This is a genomic window from Chryseobacterium shigense (assembly GCF_014207845.1).
Lineage (GTDB): Bacteria > Bacteroidota > Bacteroidia > Flavobacteriales > Weeksellaceae > Chryseobacterium > Chryseobacterium shigense_A.
In genome coordinates, this window is record NZ_JACHLC010000008.1 from 52,405 (window position 1) to 77,641 (window position 25,237).

General features: G+C 38.4%; 15 protein-coding genes. 2 read left to right on the top strand and 13 right to left on the bottom strand.

The genetic code is table 11. The features are described from left to right. Window positions 1-18: 18 nt before the first annotated feature. The 5 genes from HNP36_RS18680 to tsf all read right to left on the bottom strand — a co-directional run bounded on the left by HNP36_RS18680 (window position 19) and on the right by tsf (window position 13,819). Complete coding sequence (locus tag HNP36_RS18680; RefSeq protein ID WP_184167420.1) at window positions 19-3,411, bottom strand: T9SS type B sorting domain-containing protein; 3,393 nt, start codon at window positions 3,409-3,411, stop codon at window positions 19-21. Window positions 3,412-3,526: 115 nt separating this feature from the next. Next, window positions 3,527-6,370 (bottom strand): T9SS type B sorting domain-containing protein, encoded by a 2,844-nt coding sequence (locus HNP36_RS18685; protein ID WP_184167423.1) that lies wholly within the window; start codon window positions 6,368-6,370, stop codon window positions 3,527-3,529. A gap of 137 nt (window positions 6,371-6,507) precedes the next feature. After that, a complete protein-coding gene (locus HNP36_RS18690; RefSeq protein ID WP_184167426.1) occupies window positions 6,508-9,378 on the bottom strand; it encodes a T9SS type B sorting domain-containing protein in 2,871 nt (956 codons plus the stop codon). Window positions 9,379-9,455: 77 nt separating this feature from the next. Beyond that, window positions 9,456-12,800, bottom strand: coding sequence for a T9SS type B sorting domain-containing protein (locus tag HNP36_RS18695; protein ID WP_184167429.1), 3,345 nt, complete (start codon window positions 12,798-12,800; stop codon window positions 9,456-9,458). A 191-nt stretch (window positions 12,801-12,991) separates the two neighbouring features. Further along, window positions 12,992-13,819 carry a translation elongation factor Ts gene (gene tsf / locus HNP36_RS18700; protein WP_184167432.1) on the bottom strand — a complete coding sequence of 276 codons (828 nt, stop codon included), beginning with the start codon at window positions 13,817-13,819 and terminating at the stop codon, window positions 12,992-12,994. A 144-nt stretch (window positions 13,820-13,963) separates the two neighbouring features. On the opposite strand from tsf, the gene HNP36_RS18705 reads away from it, so the two are divergent. Beyond that, window positions 13,964-14,725, top strand: a complete 762-nt coding sequence (locus HNP36_RS18705) for a DUF6759 domain-containing protein (protein ID WP_184167435.1) — start codon at window positions 13,964-13,966, stop codon at window positions 14,723-14,725. A gap of 62 nt (window positions 14,726-14,787) precedes the next feature. Here the strand turns inward: HNP36_RS18705 and HNP36_RS18710 are convergent, their stop codons facing one another. The 7 genes from HNP36_RS18710 to HNP36_RS18740 form a co-directional block, all read right to left on the bottom strand. Beyond that, window positions 14,788-15,744: an acetyl-CoA carboxylase carboxyltransferase subunit alpha gene (locus HNP36_RS18710; RefSeq protein WP_184167438.1), complete on the bottom strand. Its 957-nt coding sequence runs from the start codon at window positions 15,742-15,744 to the stop codon at window positions 14,788-14,790. Window positions 15,745-15,792: 48 nt separating this feature from the next. Next, window positions 15,793-17,301, bottom strand: coding sequence for a glutamate--tRNA ligase (gltX, locus tag HNP36_RS18715; RefSeq protein ID WP_184167441.1), 1,509 nt, complete (start codon window positions 17,299-17,301; stop codon window positions 15,793-15,795). A 359-nt stretch (window positions 17,302-17,660) separates the two neighbouring features. Further along, window positions 17,661-18,566 carry a glycosyltransferase family 2 protein gene (locus tag HNP36_RS18720; RefSeq protein WP_184167444.1) on the bottom strand — a complete coding sequence of 302 codons (906 nt, stop codon included), beginning with the start codon at window positions 18,564-18,566 and terminating at the stop codon, window positions 17,661-17,663. A gap of 32 nt (window positions 18,567-18,598) precedes the next feature. Next, window positions 18,599-20,113, bottom strand: a complete 1,515-nt coding sequence (locus tag HNP36_RS18725; RefSeq protein ID WP_184167447.1) for a hypothetical protein — start codon at window positions 20,111-20,113, stop codon at window positions 18,599-18,601. 20 nt (window positions 20,114-20,133) lie between these two features. Continuing rightward, entirely contained in the window at window positions 20,134-21,369 is a 1,236-nt protein-coding gene (locus tag HNP36_RS18730; RefSeq protein WP_184167450.1) for a glycosyltransferase family 61 protein, read from the bottom strand. 69 nt (window positions 21,370-21,438) lie between these two features. Then, entirely contained in the window at window positions 21,439-22,626 is a 1,188-nt protein-coding gene (locus tag HNP36_RS18735; protein ID WP_184167453.1) for a glycosyltransferase family 4 protein, read from the bottom strand. Further along, window positions 22,623-23,600 carry a hypothetical protein gene (locus HNP36_RS18740; RefSeq protein WP_184167456.1) on the bottom strand — a complete coding sequence of 326 codons (978 nt, stop codon included), beginning with the start codon at window positions 23,598-23,600 and terminating at the stop codon, window positions 22,623-22,625. Before HNP36_RS18740 ends, HNP36_RS18735 begins: the two co-directional genes overlap by 4 nt. Before the next feature lie 59 nt (window positions 23,601-23,659). On the opposite strand from HNP36_RS18740, the gene HNP36_RS18745 reads away from it, so the two are divergent. Further along, window positions 23,660-24,739, top strand: a complete 1,080-nt coding sequence (locus HNP36_RS18745; RefSeq protein ID WP_184167459.1) for a glycosyltransferase family 4 protein — start codon at window positions 23,660-23,662, stop codon at window positions 24,737-24,739. On the opposite strand, the gene HNP36_RS18750 is transcribed toward HNP36_RS18745, so the two are convergent. Further along, complete coding sequence (locus HNP36_RS18750) at window positions 24,736-25,158, bottom strand: polysaccharide deacetylase family protein (RefSeq protein WP_184167462.1); 423 nt, start codon at window positions 25,156-25,158, stop codon at window positions 24,736-24,738. The genes HNP36_RS18745 and HNP36_RS18750 overlap by 4 nt on opposite strands. Window positions 25,159-25,237 lie beyond the last annotated feature (79 nt).

The following is a 25,237-nucleotide window of genomic DNA, read 5'->3' on the forward strand; positions in this document are numbered from 1 at the left end:
AAATGGAAAAACACAGTATTATTTATGCTTTACCAGCAACCAGCTCGTATATTTTACAAAAGTGGAAGTGCCATATTCCGTCCAGGTGATAAAATACCAGTAAGTAGCCGTAGGTACAGGTCTTCCGCCCATTCTTCCATCCCATGTATATCGGTTGCTCGGGCTTCCCCTGAAAATTTCGGCTCCGTAGCGGTCAAATACTCTAAATTCCAGATTGGTATTGCTCATTAAAGCAGAATAGTCTATTTCATCATTATGCCCGTCACCATTAGGAGTAATAGTATTGATCAGATTGATGATGGCAAACGGCTTACTGACTTCATCGCATAGTTTGGAGTCTCTCACAAAGACAATATGACTTCCTCTCGGTACATTATTGAATACGTTTGAGCTCTGCCAACTAACCCCATCCAGAGAGTACTCATAGGGAGGAGTTCCGCCACTTGCTCCAACAGTTACAGTAGATCCGTTAATTTCAATAGAAGCAATCATCGGAAGAGGAGCTTCTGTAACGGTAACAAATTGTTTGTAAACACATCCGTTGAATGTAAGCTCTACCCAGTAACTACCCACAGGAACATTGGAAATGGAAGGAGAAGTATCCCCTGTGCTCCACAGGTATTTTTCAAATCCAGGGCCGGCATCCAGTTTAGTGGTAGCTTTTGGACAGATGATCTGGTCTTTTAAAATGTCAGATTTTTTAGGGGTTTTAATGGTGATTTTGATAGATCCTACCTCAGGGCAGACACCATTTTTCTCGAATCTGATATAATAAGTTTGTGTGCCTGTAACGTTGACTGTACTTAACAGGGCATTAATATTATTTTGAGCATCAGCTAAACTTCCGTGGAAAGTATATGTTACACCGGGATCTGCTGTAAACTGTGGAATAAACTGGGTGAGGTTTACTGTTTTTATTCCGTCAAGATCATCATCACACATGCTTGTAACAACTGCTGGTGTCAGTAAAGTAATACGGGCTCCGATACTGAACTGTAAAGGCTTCACAACTACAGCGCAGCCATCAGGAGATTCCACCCTGATGTAAATTGTGGTTGTTGCGGTATAACTCCAGTTGTTAGGGAGTGTATTGGCATTTCCGGCATTGGCATCGGTAAGAGTGGCGTAATATCTTACGTTGGTAAAGTAACCGGGATTATTCAGCACGATGCCCGTTATATTGGATAGCATGACAGTAACTGTTCCGTCCATATTGTCATCACAGAAAGTCCCATTATAATTATTCACTACAATAGCCAGATTGTATAATGAAAGGGTGATCTGGGCGATACTTTTACAACCCTGATTATTTTTTACCACAGCATATACAACCGTGCCGTCCGGTGCGGTATAAGCATTTATAGAAGTAATAAGTGCTCCCGGATTTTCTGTCTGGGCATCTGCTAAAGTAGGGTAGTACGTAATGGTTACAGGTGAGTTATTGGTTACATTGGCGGAAGTAAGATTAAAGGTTCCCTGCCCGTTGATATTACAGGCATGCAATGTAACATTGGTCACGGTAAGGGCAAGAACATTCACGGTGACAGTTACTGTTTCACAATCCGGAAAAACGGGATCATTTCCACAGAAAGTATAGGTAAAAGTATCTGTTCCGGTAGTTCCGGGATTATTGACTGTATACGTGATAGCACCAGTCACAGGATCAATTACTGCAGTTCCCAACGTAGGAGGGGTGAGGATGGCAACCGTAGAAGGTACAGGCGTCTGGGGAGAGGTGCTGAATGTAGGAGTTATGGTCTGTGAGCTGCATACATTATACATTGATGTCGTCAGTTTTGTACAGTTCAGTACCTTAACCTGTTCCGTTACCAAAGCACCGCATCTGCCCATAGTTACTGAGCAGGTATAATATCCGGACTGCGTAGGGCTGATAGATGACCCTGTAGCCCCCGGAATAAGATTTCCATTCACATACCACTGATAAGTGTCATAAATTACAGGATCTACCGTAAGTACAATTCCCGGAGCACAGGTTCCTCCCGATCTTAAAATAACGGGCTGCGTAGGAAAGCCGGCGAAGAAACCTCCGTATCCTACCGCATTACTTCCCGCATTAATTCCTGCGGTAATTGCTTTGTCAGAAATCACAGTGATGGTCCCTGTTACATTAGGTATGCCGTAGGTAACCCAATTGTTGGTTCCTGTCATGTTGAATGGACCCGTTGTGGCAGGTGGAACAGCTCCGTTTACTGTAACGGTGGCGCCCCTTTCCGTAATAAGATTCAGCTTTGTCGGGATATTAAGAATTCCTGAAGGGTTAGCAGTGGAATGAACAAAATTTTCATCAATAAAACCCAATTCATTGATCTGTTTTGGGAGATAGCAGTTCAGTGCCGGAATAAAATTGAATCCGCCGGTTGCTACTTCACTTCCTGAAACGGAATCTCCCGCAAGAACCTGGTAGACGTAGGCATTTTTTGATGTTTTAAGGTAAAGGTTATAATGTGAGGTTCCCTGTAGCTTATATTTTGTATTCGGAATGATAAAATATTGGCCTGCATTTAAAGTGGCAAGCGGAGGAATTTCATCATTAACAAAGATCTGGGTATTGTCTTCGGTAGCAATTACTATGGCTCCTTCCATACTGGATCCTACGCTGCCGTTTCCCTTTACGAGGGCAAACTCGCTTCCAAGTCTTTCAACAGGAACAGCCTGATCCATTAAGATGTCAGAGCTTGAAGGGAAATTTCCAGCATACTGGCCGTTGAAATTTCCATTGGTAACGTTCACAGGTTTATTGGCCGTAATTTTAGCCCCGATGAAGCCGTCAGTATTGGTGGTACCGGAGCCGTCTATAATATAGGATTGTCCCTTGTTAAGAGTAAAAGTCATTGTGGGATTGGTAACCCCGGTAGTTCCGTTTGAAAACTGTACTGTTGGTTTATAACCGCTTACTGTAACCGTTGTATTGTCCTCGGTGGCAAGAACGCTGGCCATGAAGTTTAAGATGGGATTCACAACTGCTATGGGTGCATTGGCCACATAAAAGTTTTTTCCTGTAGAAGGTATACCTTTCGAAGTTATGATCTCCGCATGATTGAATACGGAAAATCTCAGATTGGCATAAAAAGGGAATTCTGCCTGCAGATATAATCCTTTCGTGGTAGGAGTGAACATATCTGCCTGAAGGGTAGTAATAATGTATTTTCTGAGTACATCAAATTTCTGGGGATTATTTTTACTGATGGTTACTGTACCGATAAGAACATTGTCGCTGTAAATGTTTACAGGGAAAGGAGTTGTTCTGTTGGTAGATAAGTATAATTTCTGATAAGGATTGGGGCTTGCACTTCTATCCATCATTGGTGCGAACCAATGTTCCCTGTCCAACTGAGCGAAGGAATAGGTGAAAAAGAAAAGTATAAACAAAAAAGATAAAATTTTTTTCATTCAGTGGGGAGGGTTTAACACAAATTTAATAATAAAATGGATTTATACCTCGAAAAAGTAATAAAAAAACCGCAGTACTGAAACTGCGGTTTAAAAAGCTGTATTTTTTCAGAGATTATTCTCTGCTTTTAACAAGAATCCACCCGGTGTATTTTACAGCAGTCTGTTTACCAGTAGGTTCGTTCCAGTGAATGTCAAACCAGTAGTTTCCGGTAGGAACTCTTTTGCTTCCGCCTAATGTTCCGTTCCATTTATATCCGTTTGATTGATCTCCCTGGAATATTTTGCTGCCGTATCTGTCAAAAATAGTGAACTCCAGATTCTTCTTACCTGATAATAATGAATAATCAAGAACATCATTTACCCCGTCATCGTTAGGGGTAATTGCATTGATCAGGTTAGGAATGGTGATTTCCACTTTAATCGGGTCGCAGTTATAACTATCTTTTACGTACACAGCCGATATTCCTCTCGCCACATCTGTGAAGATATTGGAATCCTGCCACAGGATATTATCAAGTGAATATTGGTATGGAGGATTTCCGCCTGTTGCATATACCGTAACCGTAGTATTTGAAATGTCAATATTGGTGACAACCGGCTGTTCGGAGGCGTATACTTTTACTGTCTGCAAAGTGATACAGTCTCCGGTTTTCAGTTTTACCCAATAGGTTCCTACTCCTACATTCTGGATTGCCTGTGTGGTTGCACCCGTACTCCATTCATATCCATTAAAGCCGGGGCCTGCGTCAAGTGTTGTTTTATCTTCTACACAAATAATTTTATCAACAAGAACAGTAGATTTTACAGGTGGAAGAACGGTAAGTGAAACTTCTGCAATTCTGTAGCAGCCGTTGGCATTGATTACCTTTACATAAGCCACTCCGGTAGGGGCAATATAATTAGCCGGATTCAGGATTTCATTCGTGCTGTTATCGGCATCTGTAGGGGAAGGATAATATTTTTTGGTAACTCCAACCTGTGTGGTTACCGATGCATTAGTAAGATTAAATAACCCTGTAGCCGGATTGGCCTCTAAATAACACGTTCTTAGAGATGCATTGTTAACGATAGGACTTTCAGAAACTGTTAAATTGAGTGTTACTTCCTCACAGTCTGTAAAGTCTGGGTTATTGCCGCAAAATTTATAAACAAAAGAATCAGGTCCCACATAATTATAAGCAGGAGCATAACTGATAACCCCTGTAGCCGGATCAATTACCGCATTACCGTTAACAGGTGGTGTTACGATAATTACACTGCCAGGGACTACCGATTGGGTAGAATTTGTAAATGTCGGGACAATAAGTTTAACGCCATCACATACAGTTTGGTTTGATGTGGTTTCTGTAAGACAAGTAAATACTTTGTATACAGGAGTAGTTACAGGAGGGCAGGAGCCTACCGTTATTTTTACGGTATAGTTTCCTGACTGTGTCGGAATATAGGAATTGGTTGTGGCTCCGGCAATGGGTGTATTATCCCTGAACCATTGATAAGAATCAAAGCTGTCATCCAGTTCCAGTACAATTCCGGGAATACAGTCGCCAGTCTGTTTGGCAATCACCGGAATAGAAGAGAAGCCGGCGAAATATCCGCCATAACCCACTACACCACTTCCCCCGGAGATCCCTGCGGTTACTGCTTTCGAAGAAGTGATCGTTACATTTCCGGTAACGTTCGGTACAGAGTAGGATACCCATGATGAGGTTCCGGATACAGGATATGGGCCCTGGGCGGCAGGAGGAGTAGCTCCGTTTACTGTAACGGCAGCTCCTGTTTCTGTCAGGATATTAAGCTTAACACTGTTGGTAGTAGGAGGCAGGATATTAATGTTGCCTATTTCATCAATTTTTCTCGGAAGGTAACAGTTCAAAGGAGGAATGTAATTGAACCCCACTGTGGCATTACTGTTGGAAACACCTGCCAGCAATTGGTATACATACACATTTTTAGTTGTTTTAATGTACATATTGTAGTGGTTATTCCCCTGACTGATGTAATTGGTATTGTTCAGTTTGTTTACCCTGTAGCTTTCGCCTTCGCTTAAAGTGACTACCGGTGTTGCTCCGTTATTAATGAATACCTGCGTACCACCTTCGGTTGCAACGATCAGGGCATCTTCCATTCTTTCGCTGATGTCTCCGTTTCCTTTTACAAGAACGAATTCATTACCTAGTCTGTCGGTCGGAACAGATTGATCCATTACAATGTCAGCCCCGTCGTAAAATGAACCGGGCGGGATGATGGCAAACTGACCGTTGAAATTCCCATTCGTTACGGAAATAGGTTTGTCGGCCTCTATTTTAGCACCGATAAAGCCTTCTTTGTTTCCCGCTTTATCGCCAACTCCTTCAATAATATAGGACTGACCTTTATTCAGGGTGAATGTCAGGGAAGGATTGGTTACCCCTGTCCATCCGTTGGTAAACTCTACATCGGGAGAATAGTCTGAGACAGTAACCGTAGTATTGTCCTCTGTGGCCATTACACCGGTGGTGAAATTCAGGGCGACAACAGGATTTTCTATGGGCGAAACTACTGCATAAAACTTTTTACCGATTCCAGCTTTTCCTTTGGAAGTCAGGATTTCACCGTGGCTGCTTACAGAAAACCTGAAGGTTGCAAAATAAGGTTTTGTTCCTTTGGTGTACAGTCCTTTGCTTACCGGGGTGAACAGTTCAGAAGTATTGCTTGTAATGATACTTCCTAAAGGAATGTTGAATGTTTGTGGAGCGCCTTTGGATACTGTTACAGTTCCCAGCAGGATATTGTTACTGTAAATTTCCACCGGAAACGGAGTAGTGGAGTCTGTTGAAAAATACAGTGCCTGTTGCGGGCTTATAACATTGGTACTTCGCGCTGCCATTGGAGCAAACCAATGCTCCGTATCTCTTTGCGCAAAAAGAGAATTAGCTGTTGAGAACAGCAAAAAAAGAGTTAGTAAAAAAGATTTCATTTATATGGGAATTAGGATTGTGGCAAAAATAGCAGAATATTTTATGTTGAATTGTAAAATATTCAAAAAATATCGATTTTATGTCAAAAAAAAACCGCGATTTCAAATCGCGGTTAATCATTTATTGTCAAGAATGGTTATTCAATATTTTTAACTAAAATCCATCCGGTGTAATTAATAGGGGTTTTCTCTTTATTGGATTCATTCCAGTTGATATGATACCAATATGTTCCGGTTACAAGTTTCTTGTCATAATGTTTTCCGTCCCACTTGTAGTTGTTGAATTTATTTCCGGTGAATATCATGTTGCCGTATCTGTCATAAATTACAAAAGAAAGGTTTTCTTTATAAGCCAACTCGCTGTAATCTATAAAGTCATTTTTATTATCTCCGTTAGGAGTAATGGCGTTTACTAAATTCGGGATTGTTACTTCCACAGTAGTAGGATCACAATTATAAGCATCTTTTACATAGAAAGTGTGCTGTCCTCTTGTTAATCCTATAAATACGTTAGAGTCCTGCCAAGTGGTTGGTGAGTCTATCGCATATTTGTATGGAGGTTTTCCACCGTTTACAATAACTGTTGCCGTTGTGTTGGAAATTTCAATTTTGGTAATTACCGGATCTTCCGCTTTTCTTACTCTTACGATCTGTGGAAGCAGACATCCGTTTTTACCTAAGATTACAGTATATTCTCCAATTCCTACATTTTGAATAGAAGATGTTGTAGCTCCTGTACTCCATAAGTAAGAATCATATCCCGGACCTGCATCCAGGTTGGTTGTACTGTCTGCACAAATATACTGGTCAACAAGGAGTGGTGATTTTTTGATTGGAAGGGCAATTAACTGAATTTTTGCATTGGCCGTACATCCTTCGTTGGTGGTAATTTTTACATAAACGTATCCTCCTGCAGATGGGTAATTTTGAGGAGTAGTAATCTCATTGGTTCCTGCAGTAAGATCAGCCATTGTAGGATAATATTTTTTAGTTACTGCACCATAATCAGTAACACTGGCTTTGGTAAGATCAAAATAAGCATATGGATCCACGTCATATTGGCACGCACTTATTACTGCGTCTCTCACTACAAATGGTACTACAGTAAGGTTTAAAGTCACCTGCTCACAATCGATAAATTCAGTAGCATTACCACAGAATTTATATACAATCTGATCCGGGCCGTAATAGTTGGCAGTAGGAGTGTAAGTGATTGTTCCGTTCGAATTTACTACAGCTGTACCATGTGTTGGTGCTGTAATAATTACCAATGTGCCTGGTACCGGAGTTTGTGTTGAAGATGTAAATGCAGGTGTAATTACTTTTGTAGAACATGCACTCAGTGTTTGTGTTGTCAGTTTTAAACAGGTAAATACCTTATAGATTGGTGTTGTAACTGGCGGACATGAGCCCATTGATACTTTTACCGTATAGTTCCCGGAAGTTGCCGGTGAAAATGTATTGGCTGTTGCCCCAGGGATAGCTGTTCCGTTTAGGAACCACTGGTAACCTTCATAGCTGTCATCCACTTCAAGAACGATGCCTGGAGCACATTCTCCTGATTTTTTTGCAATTACAGGGATGGATGAGAATCCCGCAAAGTATCCACCGTATCCTACAGCACCACTACCTGCAGAAATCCCTGCAGTAACTGCTTTTGAAGAAGTAACGGTAACATTTCCTATTGCATTGGGAACAGAATAAGATACCCATGCTGTAGTTCCTGTTACAGGAAAAGGCCCCTGTATTGTTGGAGGAGGAGCTCCGTTCATGGTAACATTAACAATTGCCCCTGTTTCAGTAAGGATATTTAATTTAACATTTTTTGTACCACTTGAACTGGTTTCAGGAAGCTCATTGATTAATCCTATTTCATCAATTTTTCTAGGTAAGAAACAGTTCAAAGGCGGGATATAATTGAATCCTTCTGTTGCCGTACTGTTGGGAAGACCAGCCAGAAGCTGATATACATAGGCATTCTTTGAAGTTTTAATGTGCATATTGAAGTGAGAACTCCCCTGGTCGATATATGGGAATACATAAGTTCCTCCAGGCCCTTCACCTACTCTTGCCCACTGTCCTGCATTCAATGTTTGGATAGGGGTAGTAGATCCGTTAAGGTAAACCTCTGTATTATCCTCAGTGGCAATAATCAATGCGTCTTCATCTCCGTCATTGTTGTCTCCGTTTCCTTTTACAAGAACGAATTCATTTCCTAATCGATCAGTAGGAACGGACTGGTCCATAATAATATCGGAACCTCCTGATCCTGCACTTGAAGGTAAGGCAAACTGGCCGTTGAAGTTACCATTTGTAACAGATACCGGCTTATTGGATTCAATTTTGGCACCGATAAAACCTGTGGCATTAGTTCCTGTATTGTCCCTGCCTTCAATAATATATGCTTGTCCTTTATTAAGGGTGAATGTCATTGTTGGATTCGTGGTTCCCGTAGTACCATTGGTAAACTGCAGTCCCGGGCTGTATCCGGAAACGGTAACTGTAGTATTATCTTCAGTAGCCAAAACGCCGGCAGTGAAATTTAAAAAAGTAATGGACTGGCCGGTCATTGGGGTAGAAGCAACATAGAATTTTTTTCCGATTCCGGCTTTTCCTTTAGAAGTTAATATTTCTCCGTGGCTGGTAACACTAAACCTGAAATTGGCATAATATGGTTTCGCTCCTTTTGTATAGATTCCTTTACCAATGGGTATAAACATATCAGCCGGAAGATTGGTAACCATCTTATCCATATTAGTTGTGGTAAGCTCATACGTTTTAGGGTCCCCTTTAGATATGGTGACTGTTCCAAGCAGTATGTTATTGCTGTATATTTCTACAGGAAACGGTGTAGTGGAATCCGTAGAAAAATACAAGGCCTGCTTAAGATTTAGCATAGCAGTGGGCTTTGCTGCCATAGGCGCAAACCAGTGTTCCGTATCTCTTTGTGCAAAGAGTGTGTTTACTGATAAAAGAAGTAATACTAAGCTGAGTAGAAATCTTTTCATGTGTGTGGAATTAGGATTTCTACAAATTTAAAATAATATTTGAAATAGTATTAAATAAATATAACAAAAGTTAAAAATTAATCACGATTTTTAATTAAAAGCCATCCGGAATATGAAACTGGCAATTTTGTATCAGGCTCTGTCCAGGTAATTACATACCAGTAGGTTCCCGTAGGAAGGTTCCTTCCGTTTACCTTTCCGTCCCATATATAGTTTTTATCAGACGATTTATAAACAGGAGCACCATAGCGGTCAGCAACCTCTATTTTTACATTCTGTTTGATCTTCAGATCAGAATAATTCAGAACATCATTAAGCCCGTCGCCGTTTGGCGTGATAGCATTAACCAGATTCAATATCAGGAATTCTTTGGTTACAGGCATACATCCGTCAGAGCCCAGCACATAAACCTTATGTATTCCTCTTGAAAGCCCGATAAATACATTGGAGGTCTGATAATTAATTCCATCAATGGAATACTGATAAGGAGGCGTTCCTCCGGTTACATAAAGAGTTGCTGTAGGACCGGATGTTTCAATTTTGGTAATTGTGGGTGCTTCAGCGGTTGTTACATTTACATTCTGGCGGTATACACAGCCGTTAAATCCAAGATCTACGTAATAATTTCCGGCACCTGCTGTAATGCTTGGCGTTGTAGCACCTGTATTCCACAGATAAGATGTGAATCCGGGACCGGCATCCAGTATTGCTTTTCCATCTGAGCAGACTACCTGATCGTGAAGCCTGTCAGATTTTTTAGGAGTTTTCAAAGTAAGTTTAAGGATTCCGGTATTCGGACATCCTGTACTGCTTTGGAATCTGATATAATAGGTATGTACTGAAGTGATATTCTGTGTAGGTGAAATAGCATTTACTCCCGCCTGAGCATCAGCCAGTGAAGTGTAGAATGAAAGTACTACAGAAGGATCTGTTGTAAATAAATTTTTATAATCATTAAGATTGGCAGATTCAGACCCGCTGAGATCATTATCGCAGACATCAGCTGCAATGGAGCCCGTAATTAAGGTAATTCTGGTTCCAATTGTAAAATTGATCTGCCCGAACGCAGGAGGACAATCGCCAACGTTGGATGAAACTCTTACGTAAACAGTTGTATTGGTACTGTAATTCCAGTTAGCCGGCAGCGTATTATTGTTCCCAGCAGTGGCATCTGCCTGAACCAGATAATATTTTACAGTGAAATTGGCAGGATTGGTTACGATCTGTGGTGTTACAGTCGCGAAATTCACATTTATAATTCCGTCAAAGTTATCATCACAAAGATTTGCATTGAAGTTGCCTGTATTCACATTAGGCGAAGGATTCAGTGTCAATGTGATCTGTGCAGGTTTGGAGCACCCGAATGCTGAAGTCACATTAGCATAAACTGTTCCTGCAGGACCTGAATAATTGGCAGGATTTGCAATCTGTCCGGTTAAATTAGCATTGGTATAGTACATTACTGTAGTTCCCGGATCAGGGCTTACAACAGCTGAAGTAAGGTTAAATGTTCCGTTTCCGCTGGCATCAGCACACGAAGACATAGTTGCATTTTGAGTCTGAAGAACATCAATGTTTATGACTATTTTGAAATATTCAAAATCTGCAGGATTTCCGTTTCCGTCAACATAATAAATGAAAGAATCTGTAGTATCTGCTGTAAGTCCTGCATTGGGAGTATAAGTTATCTGCCCTGTTGCGGGATTTACTGTTGCCGTACCATTGGCAGGCTGTGAAATAATATTGGTATGTGAAGGAACAATTACCTGTGCAGAACTGGTAAAAGCGGGAGTAATTACTTTTGTATTACATGATCCGATATTATAGGTAGTTGTTGTAATTGGTGGACATAAGGTGTAATTGTAACCGGCTGTCAATCTTGTGTCGCAATTGTTTTTTGTAACCAAACAGGTATAGGTTCCTGCTCCGTATAATTCAGGATTGATGGAGAAGGAAGTTGCTCCCGGAATAATATTTCCATCTAAATACCACTGATATCCATCATAGGTATTATCAACCTGTAATAAAATTCCTGAATAACAATCTCCTGTTTTTGAAATCACCGGAACAGAGGAGAATCCTGCAAAATATCCGCCATAACCAACAGCACCGCTTCCTGCCGCAATTCCTGCCGTAACAGATTTTGTTGAATTTACAGTGATATTCCCGGAAACATTCGGAATAGAGTAGGTGACCCAATTGGGGTTTCCGGTCACAGGGTAAGGTCCGTTTACTGCCGCAATAGCCCCTCCGTTGTAAGTAACTGTTGCCCCGGTCTGGGTAATGATATTTAATTTTGTACTATAAGTCAGGCCCCCGATTCTATTGATAAAACCAATCTCATCAACTTTATTGGGCATGAAACAGCTTAAAGGCGGAATAAAATTCATTCCTCCTGTTGGATACTCATTTCCTCCCGAAACCCCGGCTAAAAACTGATAAACGTAAATGTTTTTGTTTGAGGAAATTCCCATGTTGTAATTTCCATTTCCCTGATTAATATAATTGCTGCTGGGAACCATATAGTATTGTCCGGTATTTAGGGTAATTCCTGAGGCAACTCCGTTGATGGTAAGCTGTGTGTTATTTTCAGTTGCGATAACCAAAGCGGTTTCCATTTCTGAGGATACAGATCCATTGCCTTTTACCACAACAAAATCTTTTCCCAATCTATCTACAGGCACAGCCTGATCCATTAAAACATCATTATTAGTGAAATTTAAATTAGTATAAATTCCATTAAAATTCCCATTGGTTACAGAAATGGGTTTCGTTGCTTCTATTTTTGCACCGACAAGCCCGTCAAGATTATAGCTTGAATCTGCACTTACAGCATCCATTATATAGGATTCTCCCCGATTTAATGTGAAAGTTTTAGTTGGAGTTGATGAACCATCAGAAAAAACAACATTCGGGTTATATCCTGAAACAACAACCAATGTATTGTCTTCTGTAGCGGTAATTCCTATTGTTGAGTTTACATAATAAGCCACTCCTGTCAGAGGGGCCATACCTGCATAAAATATTTTTCCAAGACCGGCTAAACCTTTAGAGGTGATGATTTCTGCATGATTCTGAAGAGAAAATCTATAATTTGCGAAGAATTTTTTAGGCCCTTTCACATACACTCCCATGGCATTAGGTGTGAAGAGCTCTCCCTGCTGATCTGTAATGAGAAAATCATTGGGAATGGATACCTGTGCAGGATTTCCTTTACTAACAGAAACTGTTGTATACAACGTATTGCTGTTGTAGATCTGAACATCAAAAGGAGTCGTTTCATTCGTTGAAAGATACAGATATCCCTGAAGTCCTGTAGTTCCTGCTTTTGCAGCCATCGGTGCAAACCAATGGTCTGTATCAAGCTGTGCATTGAATAATAAACAAAGAAATGTACAAATGGTTAGTAGAAGTTTTTTCATTTTTCTCAATAAGGGATGCAAATGTAAGTATTAAAAATCAGATTTTTATATAAAGATTTAACTTGTATTCCTGTTGTTGTTTATTTTATTGAATATTTAATAAATTTTAATATTTAATAAAATCTCATCACTGCGATATAAAAAATCCCGGTGAAATTTCACCGGGATCAGTATTCTTATTTGAAAGATAATTAAGCTAAAGCTACTCTTACAAATCCTGTTACTTTAAGGTCTCCGTTTACAGATTTCACATAGTCGGCAACAGAAATACCTGCATCTTTAATGAAAGACTGGTGTACCAGTGTGTTGTCTTTGTAGAATCTCTGCATTTTACCTTTAAGGATATTGTCGATAATATTCTCAGGCTTACCTTCTTTAGTAAGAAGTTCTCTTTCGATTTCTAATTCTTTATCAATAGTTGCCTGAGAAACCTGAGTTTCATCAAGAGCGATAGGGTTCATCGCAGCAACCTGCATAGAAACAGATTTAGCAGCTTCGTCAGCTCCGTCTACTTTAGCAGAAAGTGCAGTGATAGCAGCAATTTTGTTTCCAGCGTGGATATAAGCTCCCAGGAATGGTCCTTCAATTCTTTCGAAAGTACCGATCTCGATTTTTTCACCGATAACACCTGTCTGCTCGATTAATTTATCAGCAACTGTGATTCCGTGGAAATCTGTAGCTAAAAGCTCTTCTTTAGTAGCAGCGAAGATAGCCATTTCAGCTAATTCGTAAGCAAGTTCAATGAAAGCTTCATTTTTAGCAACGAAGTCAGTTTCGCAGTTTAGAGAGATGATAGCCCCTAAAGTGTTATCTTCGTTTACTCTGGCGATAACAGCACCTTCAGCAGACTCTCTGTCAGCTCTGTTAGCAGCTACTTTCTGTCCTTTTTTTCTAAGGATATCTACTGCTTTTTCGAAGTCTCCTTCTGCTTCAACTAGAGCTTTCTTGCAGTCCATCATACCTGCACCTGTTTGGTTTCTTAATTTTGCTACATCTGCAGCAGCTGGTGTATAAGACATAATATGTATTATTTTTTTATTTAAGATTAGTATTAATTTTTAGCTTAATTTTAAAGCAGTGCAAAGATAATGATTTTAATGATAAACTAAAAAATGACTTTTCACGTTATTGATATATTTAATACTATTTTAAAGACCTGATTAATGAAAAAAATATTTCTACTTATATTTCTATGCGTTTTTGCCTTGGGTTTCTCCCAAAAAAAGAAGAAATCGAAATCCAAAGCCGTAGTTGAAAAAGAAACGGTAATCATTTATACAGAACAGGATGCCGAAGCATCAAAAGAGGCCAGGGTAATTGCAGGCTTCCTGAAACAGAATCCCGGCCACGCCAAAACAGATTATTTTAAAAGAAAGCTTATTGAGATGATTATGGCTGACAATTCTCCTGAAGCCAAACCTACGATTAAACCTATCAGTAAAGAGAAAATAGAAAAAATAGTTCAGAACAATGAACTGAACAGTGGTAAAGTGATGGCTGCCAATAAAGCATCTGCTGAAAGTAACAGCAAGAACACAGATAAAGTAAATGATGCTATAAACGCTTTGAAAGAAGAGAGGCTGGCAAGCTATGCTTCGACAAACTCTGCCAAAACTGCCGGTGTTGCCAAATCAGGACCTAGTGAGGCCAATAAGAAAACGGCAGCAATGCTTACCCATCTTTTTAATAATGATATAAATAAAAATGAGGCTTATGTCAATATTAAGAACAAATCAAGCTGTAATCTGGTGATAAAGATCAGCGGAAAAAAATATTATAATTTAACTGTTCCTGCAAAAGGACAGAATTTTATCCTGATTGATAAGGGTGAATATGTACTGACCACCATGGTGTGCGATGCAAAATATTCGTCAATCAAGAAAGTGACCCAGGATATTGAAATTGCTCTTAATGTAGCTGAGTAATATAAATTAAAACTGAACTATAAACAAAAACGGCTAAGAAATTTCTTAGCCGTTTTGTTTTTTTATCCTTTAAACTGTCCCATCGCAATGAATTTCTCCTGTCTCTGGGTTTCAAGTTCCTGTCCTGAGAACTTTGAAAAAGCTTTGATATTCTGTAAAATTGAATGTTTAAGGTTCAGGTAAGCAGCTTCCGGATCATACTGAGCACCTCCAAGCGGTTCTTCGATAATCCCGTCAATGAATTTTTCTCTTAAAGCATCTTTTGGAGTAAGGTTCAATGCATTGGCTGCATCTTCTTTGTGATCCCAGTTTCTCCATAAGATGGAAGAGCAGCTTTCCGGTGCAATTACGGTGTACCATGTGTTTTCAAGCATGTATACTTTGTTTCCTACGCCTATCCCCAAAGCTCCGCCGCTTGCTCCTTCACCAATGATATAGGTGAAAATAGGAGTTTTAAGCTGAACCATTTCGAAAATATTTCTGGCGATAGCTTCTCCCTGGCCTCTTTCTTCAGCTTCTAATCCAGGATAAGCTCCCGGTGTATCTACTAAAGTTACTACAGGGATTTTGAATTTTTCAGCAAGCTTCATCAGTCGTAAAGCTTTTCTGTATCCTTCAGGATTCGGCATTCCGAATCTTCTGTACTGTCTTTCTTTGGTTGTTCTCCCTTTCTGGGTTCCTATGATCATTATCTTCTGACCGTCCAATGTAGCCAATCCGCCAATCATTGCAGGGTCGTCTGCGAAATTTCTGTCTCCGTGAAGTTCCAGGAAACTTCCTTTATCCACCATTCCGTTGATATAGTCTAATGTATAAGGACGATCCGGGTGACGGGATAATTGTACTCTTTGCCAAGGGGTAAGATTTCCGTAGATTTCTTTTTTCTTTTCCAGAATCTTATCCTCGATCTGGCTGCATGCTAATTTTACATCAACACCACTTTCTTCTCCTACCAAAGAGCAAGTCTGAAGTTGGTCCATCAGATCTTTTATAGGAAGCTCGAAACTTAAATATTCCATTTCTTGAAGTAAATTAAATCTTTCAAATTTATGAAAAATTATGAAAAACTATTTAAAATTATTGATAGCATTGTTTATTCGGGAGATAGTTTCCTCTTTTCCAAGAAGTTCCATGATGTCGGGAACGTCCGGGCCTTTCAGTTCTCCTACCAAAGATAAACGTAACGGCATCATTACTTTTCCCATCCCCAGGCCTTTGTTTTCCGCAAAATCATGAACTGCCTGCTTTAATGTTTCTGAGGTAAATTCAGTAGTGTTAAGATTTTCTGCCAATTCACCTAAAATGGCAGAAGTTTCTTCGTTCCATGCTTTTTTCGATGCTTTTTCATCATAAGAAACCGGAGCTTCGAAGAAAAATTTCCCGTTTTCGTAAATGTCTTTCGGAAACGTAGCTCTTTCTTTCATCAAACCGATGATCTTTATCAGTTTTTTATCAGAAATACCGGAAAGGTTAAGATCCGTATTCTTTAAGATCTGAAGAAGTTCTTCGGCAGATTTCATCTGGATATACTGATGGTTGAACCACTCGGATTTTTCCTTGCTGAATCTGGCACCTGCCTTATGTACTTTGTGAAGATCAAATTCTTTGCACATTTCGTCCAGCGACAGTATTTCTTTGTCATCTGCAGGAGACCATCCCAGAAGGGCAACCATATTGATGAATGCATCGGGAAGGTATCCGTTTTCCCTGTATCCTTTAGAAACGGTTCCTGTAGCGGGATCTTTGAAATCCAGCGGGAATACCGGGAACCCGAACTTGTCACCGTCTCTTTTGCTTAATTTTCCTTTTCCTTCAGGCTTTAAAATAAGTGAAAGGTGGGCGAACTGAGGCGCTTCCCAACCCATTGCTTCGTATAGTAAAGTGTGAAGTCCTAAAGAGGGCAGCCATTCTTCTCCACGGATTACGTGGGAAATTTCCATTTCGTGGTCATCAATGATGTTGGCAAAATGGTAAGTAGGCATTCCATCGTTCTTTACAAGAACTTTATCGTCTAATGTATTGGTATTTACTGCAGATTTTCCGCGGATGATGTCTTCCAGATTCAGGATTCTGTCTACCGGCATTTTGAATCTTACTACGTAAGGTGTTTTTTCGTCCAGTAATTGCTGAACTTCCTCTTCGGAAAGCGCAATACTGTTTCTCAGCCTGTTTCTTGTTTTGTTGTCATAAGAGAAAACGTCTCCTTTTGCCTCAAATTCTGCACGGATGGCATCCAGTTCTTCCGGTGTATCGAAAGCGATGTAGGCATAATCTGTTTTCAGGATCTGCTCTGTATATCTGTCGTAGATGTCTCTTCTTTCGGATTGTCTGTAAGGGGCAAATTTCCCTCCTTTCTTAGGACTTTCATCAGGAATGATGCCGCACCATTCTAGAGCTTCTTCAATATATTCTTCAGCTCCTTCTACATATCTTGCCGTATCTGTATCTTCAATACGAAGTACAAATTCACCTCCCTGGTTTTTGGCAAAAAGATAATCATATAATGCGGTTCTTACGCCTCCCAAATGCAAAGGTCCTGTAGGACTTGGAGCAAAACGGACTCTTACTTTCTCCATTTCAATAAAAATTTTGTGCAAATTTACTTAAAATTACCCGAGTTCAGGTGAATAAAATTAAGATTAAAGGGCCGGAAGCTTGAAGAAAGGGGGATGTTTGTAGCTGGATGCTAAATTTTAGCAGTTATGAGTGATTATAAAATAGGAAAGTGGTTCAAAAACAGTAGTATTTTACATTCATTCAATTTTTATAAAAAATACATTTTGTGTACCACGGATTTCACAGATTTGCACAGATGATTGTGTATAATTCTAGTACTTTTAATAAAGTATAACATAAAGATCAATGCAAATCAGTGGTTGAAATTTTGTGTATTTTTGTCTATATCAGTATGAAAAATAATAAAATTGTTTTATACTTATTTAAGCATCAGCAGTTTAAAGAATAAAATGGGATTTTTGTACTTGACTCTGTATTTTTCTTTCTTCCATTCTTTTCGCAAATATTGTTTTTCAGACTCTGAAGTTGTTTCGGAGAGGAGAATTTCGTATTTAAAATGGATAAGTTTAAGCCTGTATTTTTTATAAAGCTCTTTATCGGCTTTTATATAATCGATGTATTTATAGGTAACTTTCTCGTAAGAGTCTTTCATCAGCTTCCAGTTTCTTGAAAGGCTTGTGGAGAGTATCCTGTAGTAAAATAGCTTTTTATCAATGAATCCTATTTTAAAACCTTTGGATGTTAACCTCAGATTCATATCCCAGTCTTCAGTATTGATGCTTTCATCAAAAGGGTATTGTACCAGAAGATCTCTTTTTACAAATGTTCCTACATTGGCTGTTTTGTTTTCAGAAACGTTTTCATGAAAAAAATTGTCAAGGCTATCGATGATGTGTTTTTTTTCTTTAGGAGTGTAGGCATCTGTAGTTTTATCTTCTGCCTGATAATATTTATACCCATCAGAAAGAATAAAATCTATTGGATTTTTCTGAATATAAGATACTTTTTCAGAAAGGCTGTCTTCCGTGTACCAGTCATCTCCGGAAAGCAGGGAAATATACTCACCTGAAGCATGTGAAACCGCAATGTTGATATTTTTTGCCACACCAAAGTTTTCCGTATTCCTGATCATTTCATAATGCTGCCCGAATTTTGAAAGCACTTTTTCTGCATTTTCAAATGTCCTGTCTCTGGAGGCATTATCCAAAAAAATGATCTCATAATTGGGGTAGGTCTGTGAAATGGCTGATACGCATGCCTGCTTTATGAACTTTTCATGGTTCATGGTGATGATAATGAGGCTTACAAGCGGCGGAGTATTCATTGTTTAAAGATACTGATTTAGAGATGATGAGTTTAATTACTGTAAACAGTAAAATATTTTGTCTTTCTGATTACTTTTTTTTGTTTCATCAGTTCAAGGGTTATTGAGCTGATGAAAAAACCTTCTTTATAATAAGGGAAAAGACTGTTGTCTACTGCTATTGTATTTCTTTTGAATTTTTGAAGATCAGATTTCCAGCTGGGATATTCAACATCCATTTCCCAGGAGGCGCGGTTTAAATAGCTTACGTTAATAATATCCAAAAGGGGTGATGCTGGTAAGAATATAACATCTTTATGCAATTTATTTATCTGCTGTGCTTCCAGAATATAGGAATATTCTTTTTCTGAAACCAACAGCCCTGAAACTGCCGGGATGTTTTTAATAAAGAGGTGTTTAGGGGTAAGACTTTCAGAGGAATAGGGGTACTTACTTCTGTATATTGAAAAGACGGTTAATATGATTCCCCATAATGGTAAGAATAACCGGTCTTGTTTTTCTATAAATCTGTAAAGAAGAATTAAAATAAAAAAAGCGGGTGTATTATATCCCCAGGAAATAGAAGAGCACCATCCCAGGAACAGTAATAAAAATATAAATTTATTTTGCCGTTCGTACTTTAGAAATAAGATGAATAAGAAGACATACAAAACATAAGCTCCCTTGAATTGGCCGCTATTAAAAAAAGGATATATGATAAAAACGGGCAATATGATAATCAAGAGTATTTCAAATACTTTTCTGTTAATGTTTATGAAATAGATCAGGATCAGGGAAAGGATATAAAGTACAGTAAGAAAATTCTTTTCAAAGAAGAGATAAGGAGCTATGCAGCCTTCATAAAGATAAGACGGTGAAGCAGAATGTAAAACCTGTTCTGCAAATAAGTTAAAATTTTCAATAATCCTGTATTGAAACAGTACTGCAATTAAAAATAAAAAGGAAGGAATAAATACGTAAAGATCTTTTTTTGTAATTACCGGTTTTTTAAACAGATCAATCATGATAATGAGGGATGCACCCAGTCCGAAAATAGCGAACGATTGTTTGGTAAGTGATGCAAATACAATAAAAAGAAGTGCGCTCAGATACCATTTTTTTTTATAAAACAGTAATGCAAGCACAGAAAAGAAAATTCCATCTATAGTATGCCATGGCATAACAGGAAAAGTATGGAGAAAACATAATGTCAGAAATACAGTAGTGTACAGATCTTCTCTGTCAAAAACAAGCTTCTGTATAACCCGACAGATGATAAAGCTTTCTATAATGACAAGAATCCTGGAAATTAAAATTGAATAATCAAACTGCAACGGAATATACTTCAGAAGATAATCCCAAAAAATAACCCCAAAAAAAGGGCGGATAAAATCGAAATCCTTGTAAATAACCTGTCCCGCTTTTAACCTTCCTACTGCAGACAATTGAAATCCTAAGTCAGCCTGGTTAATGGAGTAAACACTTATGAAAACAAAATACAGGCCTGATAAAAATAATATTCCGTACGAGAAAATCTGTTTTTTATTATAAGCCGTTGTTAAATTCATATTTTGTAATCATCATCTGTTTAATTCGCGTTTTCTGATATATTGATCAGTTTATCCAGGTATTGGCTGAAAATCTCAGGATCCAAACGGTAATCCTCATGGAAGCCTTCATAATCCTGCGGGTAAATATAGAAATAAAGATCAAAACCAACCTCTTTTGCTAAAGTAGAGAAAATAGCGAAATCTCCCCACACAGAACTGAACCAGCTGAGGCCTTTTGCGCCTGCATTGGCAAACAGAACATTCGTCCAGGCAGCACCGCTGGGGCCTATGATATATTCGGCATTGTTTACAAGAAAAATCTGTTCGTGGATATTCAGGTCTTCAAAGAATACTTCTTCAAAACCATATTTTTTTGCCGTTTCAAAAATTTCATCATCATTATACTTTCTGTACTGGGATCTTCTGGAAATAAATATTTTTTTAACCGGCTCAATGCGGACTTTTGAAAGATCCAGGTTATCAAATGCTACCTTTCTGAGATATTGCAGGGAAGAACCCGACAGCTTGGTGAACCCGGCCTCATATTCCATACCGGGCATAATATTCGGAACAGCGTAATTATTACTTGTGATATGCCACAGCTTTTTAAACTGGTAATAATTTTTTTCGTGGCTTAGAAATATAATCTTATAGTCTTTGAGAAAGAAATGTAAAAGATCTTTCATGTTCTCAACTTTCTGTATATCCTCATCTATAACGATCAGTTTGTTCTTGGCATCCGGAATATATTTGAAAAACTCAACCTTGGAAAGAATATCCACCAGAAAATGATAATAATTGAAGGTAAAGGTTCCGCCCAGAAAAATAGCCTCTTCATCATAATACACATTTTTGTAGTTCTTTACCTTGGCAAGCGTCATGGAATGCTGCATCAGGTTATTGGTATTGTAAACGTATGTAATCCTGTCGTCATCATGCCATCTTTCGTAATATATCTTTTCTTTCTTGAGATCTAAAAAATAGGTGGAATTGGGAATGCACAATACATTCTGAAGAGCTAAAATCTCTATGCCGTTTTTAGGGGTTTTTAGAGAAACCTGGGGACGGTCAAAAGTTTTGGGCAGAAAAAGTTCCGATTCCTGTTTTTCGCTGATCTTAATTCTTTCCGTACAATTTTCGGAAGGAATAGAATCCAGTGGTAAAAAATCCGTCACGAGCCTTTTCGCTTTTCTGAAAAAAGACTTGATATAATATTTTTTTCTGAGTGCTTTAAGCTGTTTTTCTAAATTTTCAATCTGTTCCTTCGCATTCATATTCTAAAACTTGGGAATAACCTAAAAAGTTCGGTTGTTTATTGCTCCTGATACCCGGAGACTTTGCCTCTATATAATTTCCTGGTAATAGCTTAAAGTCTCATCAATCATCCTGTCAATACCGAATTTTAATTCTATTAATTTCCTGGCATTGACTGACAGCCTGTTTCGGAGTTCATTATCTTCAAAAAGAAGACTTATCTTTTCATGGAAGTTTTCTTCTTCAGCAATCATACCGTTTACAGGTTCTTCTATGATTTCCTTAAAAGAATCTATAGCGGAACATACAACAGGCTTCTGCATAGCCATTACCTCAAGCAAAGATAAGCTAAAATTTTCACCTTTGGAGGGGAAGCATACCACCTCTGCTTTGCCGATAAGGTCTATAATTTCCACCCCTGTCTTATTCCCGTAAAAATGGACAAAATTTCTGGTTTCAGAATCCGGGATATTCTCTGTGATATAGGCGGGGTAATGGTTAGGATTCCCTATAAAATGAAGCGATGCCCCGGGATAGCTTTTTTTAAGCTTAATAAAGGCGCTGATAAGAGTTTCCGCTCCTTTTTCATAAGATACATTTCCTAAATAGAAAACAGATTGAGGGATGATTACAGAATTTTCAGACGGTTTGTAGAAGTTTTCATCAATCCCATTGTAAATGAGCTTAGGATCTTTAATATCAAACAGGCTCCTGTTGATCGTCTCATTGTATTTTGATATGGTAATGATATTTTTCGAAATTTTAAAAGCTTCTTTTTCACAAAAAACTCTTCCTTTGTGAACTTTTTTGTATCCGAAATATTTTTCAAGTACAGACCAGGAACCGTGGCATCTTATTGCATAAGGGATTTCTTTAGGAATGGAAAGCGCCAGGCCGTCAAAATCATGGGTTTCCGCCACATCAAAATGTAAATTGTTTTTCCTGATCCAGGTACTTATTTTAGCGGAAATATTTTTCTTTTCAGACAGGTAGGTTTGAAAATGAATTTTTTCCAGTGCTTTTATCTTTCCTGTAAAAGATCTTGTAAGCTCCAGAAGAGGATTTGATTTGAAAATATCTTTAATTGAAAAAATCTTTACACCCTCTTCCTCAATATCGAATGCATACTTCGAGATAAGGAAAACATGCACCGAAATTCCTCTTCCGGCAAGTTCTGTACACAGATTTTTGTAAAAAACGCCCGTACCTCCTACTTTGGGAGTTCGTGAACACTTGTACTCACGGGTTACAATAAGCACATTTTTTATTTCTTTCATGAATTCAGTTTAAATACTGTGTTCACCCAATGATCGAGGGTATACTTATCATAAACTTCTTTCGGCAGCTTTTCGTATGGGGTAGTGAAAAAATCTTTTTTCACATTACGGAAATTCTTATCCAGTACCAAAATATTATTGGGATTATAAAAATCATAAGTTTTGATCGTAGGATTATCCGTAATAATTTTCTTTTCCAGAGCCATTGCCTCAAATATTCTGAAGCTGAGTCCGGTCTGGTCCGCACGCATCAGGTCAAGGATTACTTTGGTATTTTTATAATAGGAAGGCAATGCGTGATGGGCTATTTTCTTTCTTCCGAATTTTAAAATCTCGATATTCTTCTGATCAATGATCTGGTTCAGCTTATTTTTCCAGCCTTTTTTGCCAACCATATATACCTCGAATTTTATTTCCATCGGAAGCAGCCTGTTGATAAGAAGGTTCAGGGCTGAAAGCCTTTTCTGATCATAAGACGTAATATAAAACAGATCCAGCTTGGGATGCTGCTTTTCTGCAGGCAAATGATCAAGGTAATTGTAATTGGTTATCTTTTCGAATCCAAAATTCTTTACATCATTATCATCGAAGGAAAATATCGTGTCAAAATAATGCAGAAGATGGGTTGCAGGGTTTCTGGCCATGCTGTCGTAGAGGTAAGCAATATTCCGGTCTGCATATTCTCTGATTTTTTTGTGGATGCTTTCTTCAATAGCTTCAGGATTGATTACTAAAATCTGATCCTGCTTTCCTATTTTTTCCAGGGATTCCAATATGAAACTTTGTCTTTTGTGATGTTTCGGGTTTTTACCCAGAAAAATCTTGCTGAAAGTGTTTTTTATACGCTCTCCGGTATTTTTATGGGTAAAGGCTCCGATGTTGATATGGCATGCTTCGATGCCTTTATCACTCAGTTTTTCCACTATGTGTTCATCATAATGCCAGAAATCGAAGCTGATTAAACAAATTTTCATACTGCAAAAATAAAAATTTCATAATTAAATTTATATTTTTGATGCAAACCGTGACCGGAATGCAAAAGAAAATTCTTATTGATGCCGAAAGATTAAAATATCCCAAGTCGGGAATTGCCAACGTATGTGTTTCATTAATAAAGGGTCTGGACGAAAAAGACTCTGATTTTGAGTACACTTTTTACGGTCCGAAAAAAAATATACCACATACAAAAAAAAAATTTTCTGTCATCGACTGGAAGTTCTGGCAGAAGAAAATTCCATTCACCACAAAGGCTTTTTCTCTTATTCATACTGTACATCAGCTTTCGGATTATTTTCACGTTGTAAAGAAAGGCCAGAAGAAGGTGGTTACCCTTCATGATCTTAATTTTTTGCATGACAGCAGTTCAGAACGGAAAGTAAAAAAAAGCATAAAACTTGTTCAGAAAAATATCGGAAATGCAGATGCTGTAGTTTGTATATCTGAATTTGTAAAAGATGATTTTATGAAGAACAGGGCACTTTTTACTTTCAAAAAAGAGGTAAGGGTAGAAGTGATTTATAACGGGCTCATCTTTCCTGAAACCACAGAATTCAGCTCGCAGAATAAGTATAGCTTTATGGGAAAAAAATATATCCTTAATATCGGGGTGCTTTTTCCGAAAAAGAATCAGGAAGTGCTGCTTGATCTTATTTCCCGAAACGACAGGCATCTTGTACTGGTAACTTCTTCAGCAAAATCTGTCTATAAAGAAAAGTTTTTGGAAAAAATCAAAACTTTAGGCCTGGAAGAAAGAGTACATATTCTGGAAAACGTGGATAATAATGAAAAGTATTTTCTTCTACAGCACTGTGAATCATATTGTCATCCTTCACTGGCAGAAGGCTTTGGGATTCCGCCTGTGGAAGCAATGTATTTTGGGAAACCGGTTTTTTTAAGCAAACTGACGAGCCTTCCTGAGATCGGCGGCGATCTGGCTTTTTATTTTGATGATTTTTCAGCTGAACATATGCATCAGGTATATGCGTCAGGAATGCAGCTTTACAGTTCCAAAACGGCAGAATATGCTTCACAGCTGAAAGAAAGGGCTGTAAAGTTCGGGTATCTGGAAATGGCAGATGCTTATGAAAACCTTTACAGTGATCTGCTGCGTTAAAGTCTGGTCTTTCCGAATTTCAATTTCCATTTAAAAACGGCAAAACTATCACCTCCTTTAATGTCAATTCTTTTGATCTCGAATTTATTTTTCCAAGGATAATAATCGACATTATTGCCAATGCGTACTGCGGAAATAATTCCCGCTTTTTCAAGTATGGAAAAAAACTCCTTCTTCCGTGCTCCTTTTTTAGGAAACTTGCCATAAGGATAGGCGAGAACTTTTGTAAAAGGAATTGCTTTTTCTTCCAGAGTACGGATATTCTGATGAATGTCATCCGCTGCTTCCTGTAATGAAATTTGTGAGTAATTCCTGTGGGAATGGCTGTGCAATGCAATTTCAACAAATTCAGGATTAAGAGATCTGATTTCATCAAATGTCATCAGCTGGCGGTTTTCATCAGCTATAATACTCCCCAAAATTAAGACAGTAATTTAAGATATGAAATTAGCAAAAAAAAGTTTAATTTTAACATCAAATAAGTTATGTCAACAAGGA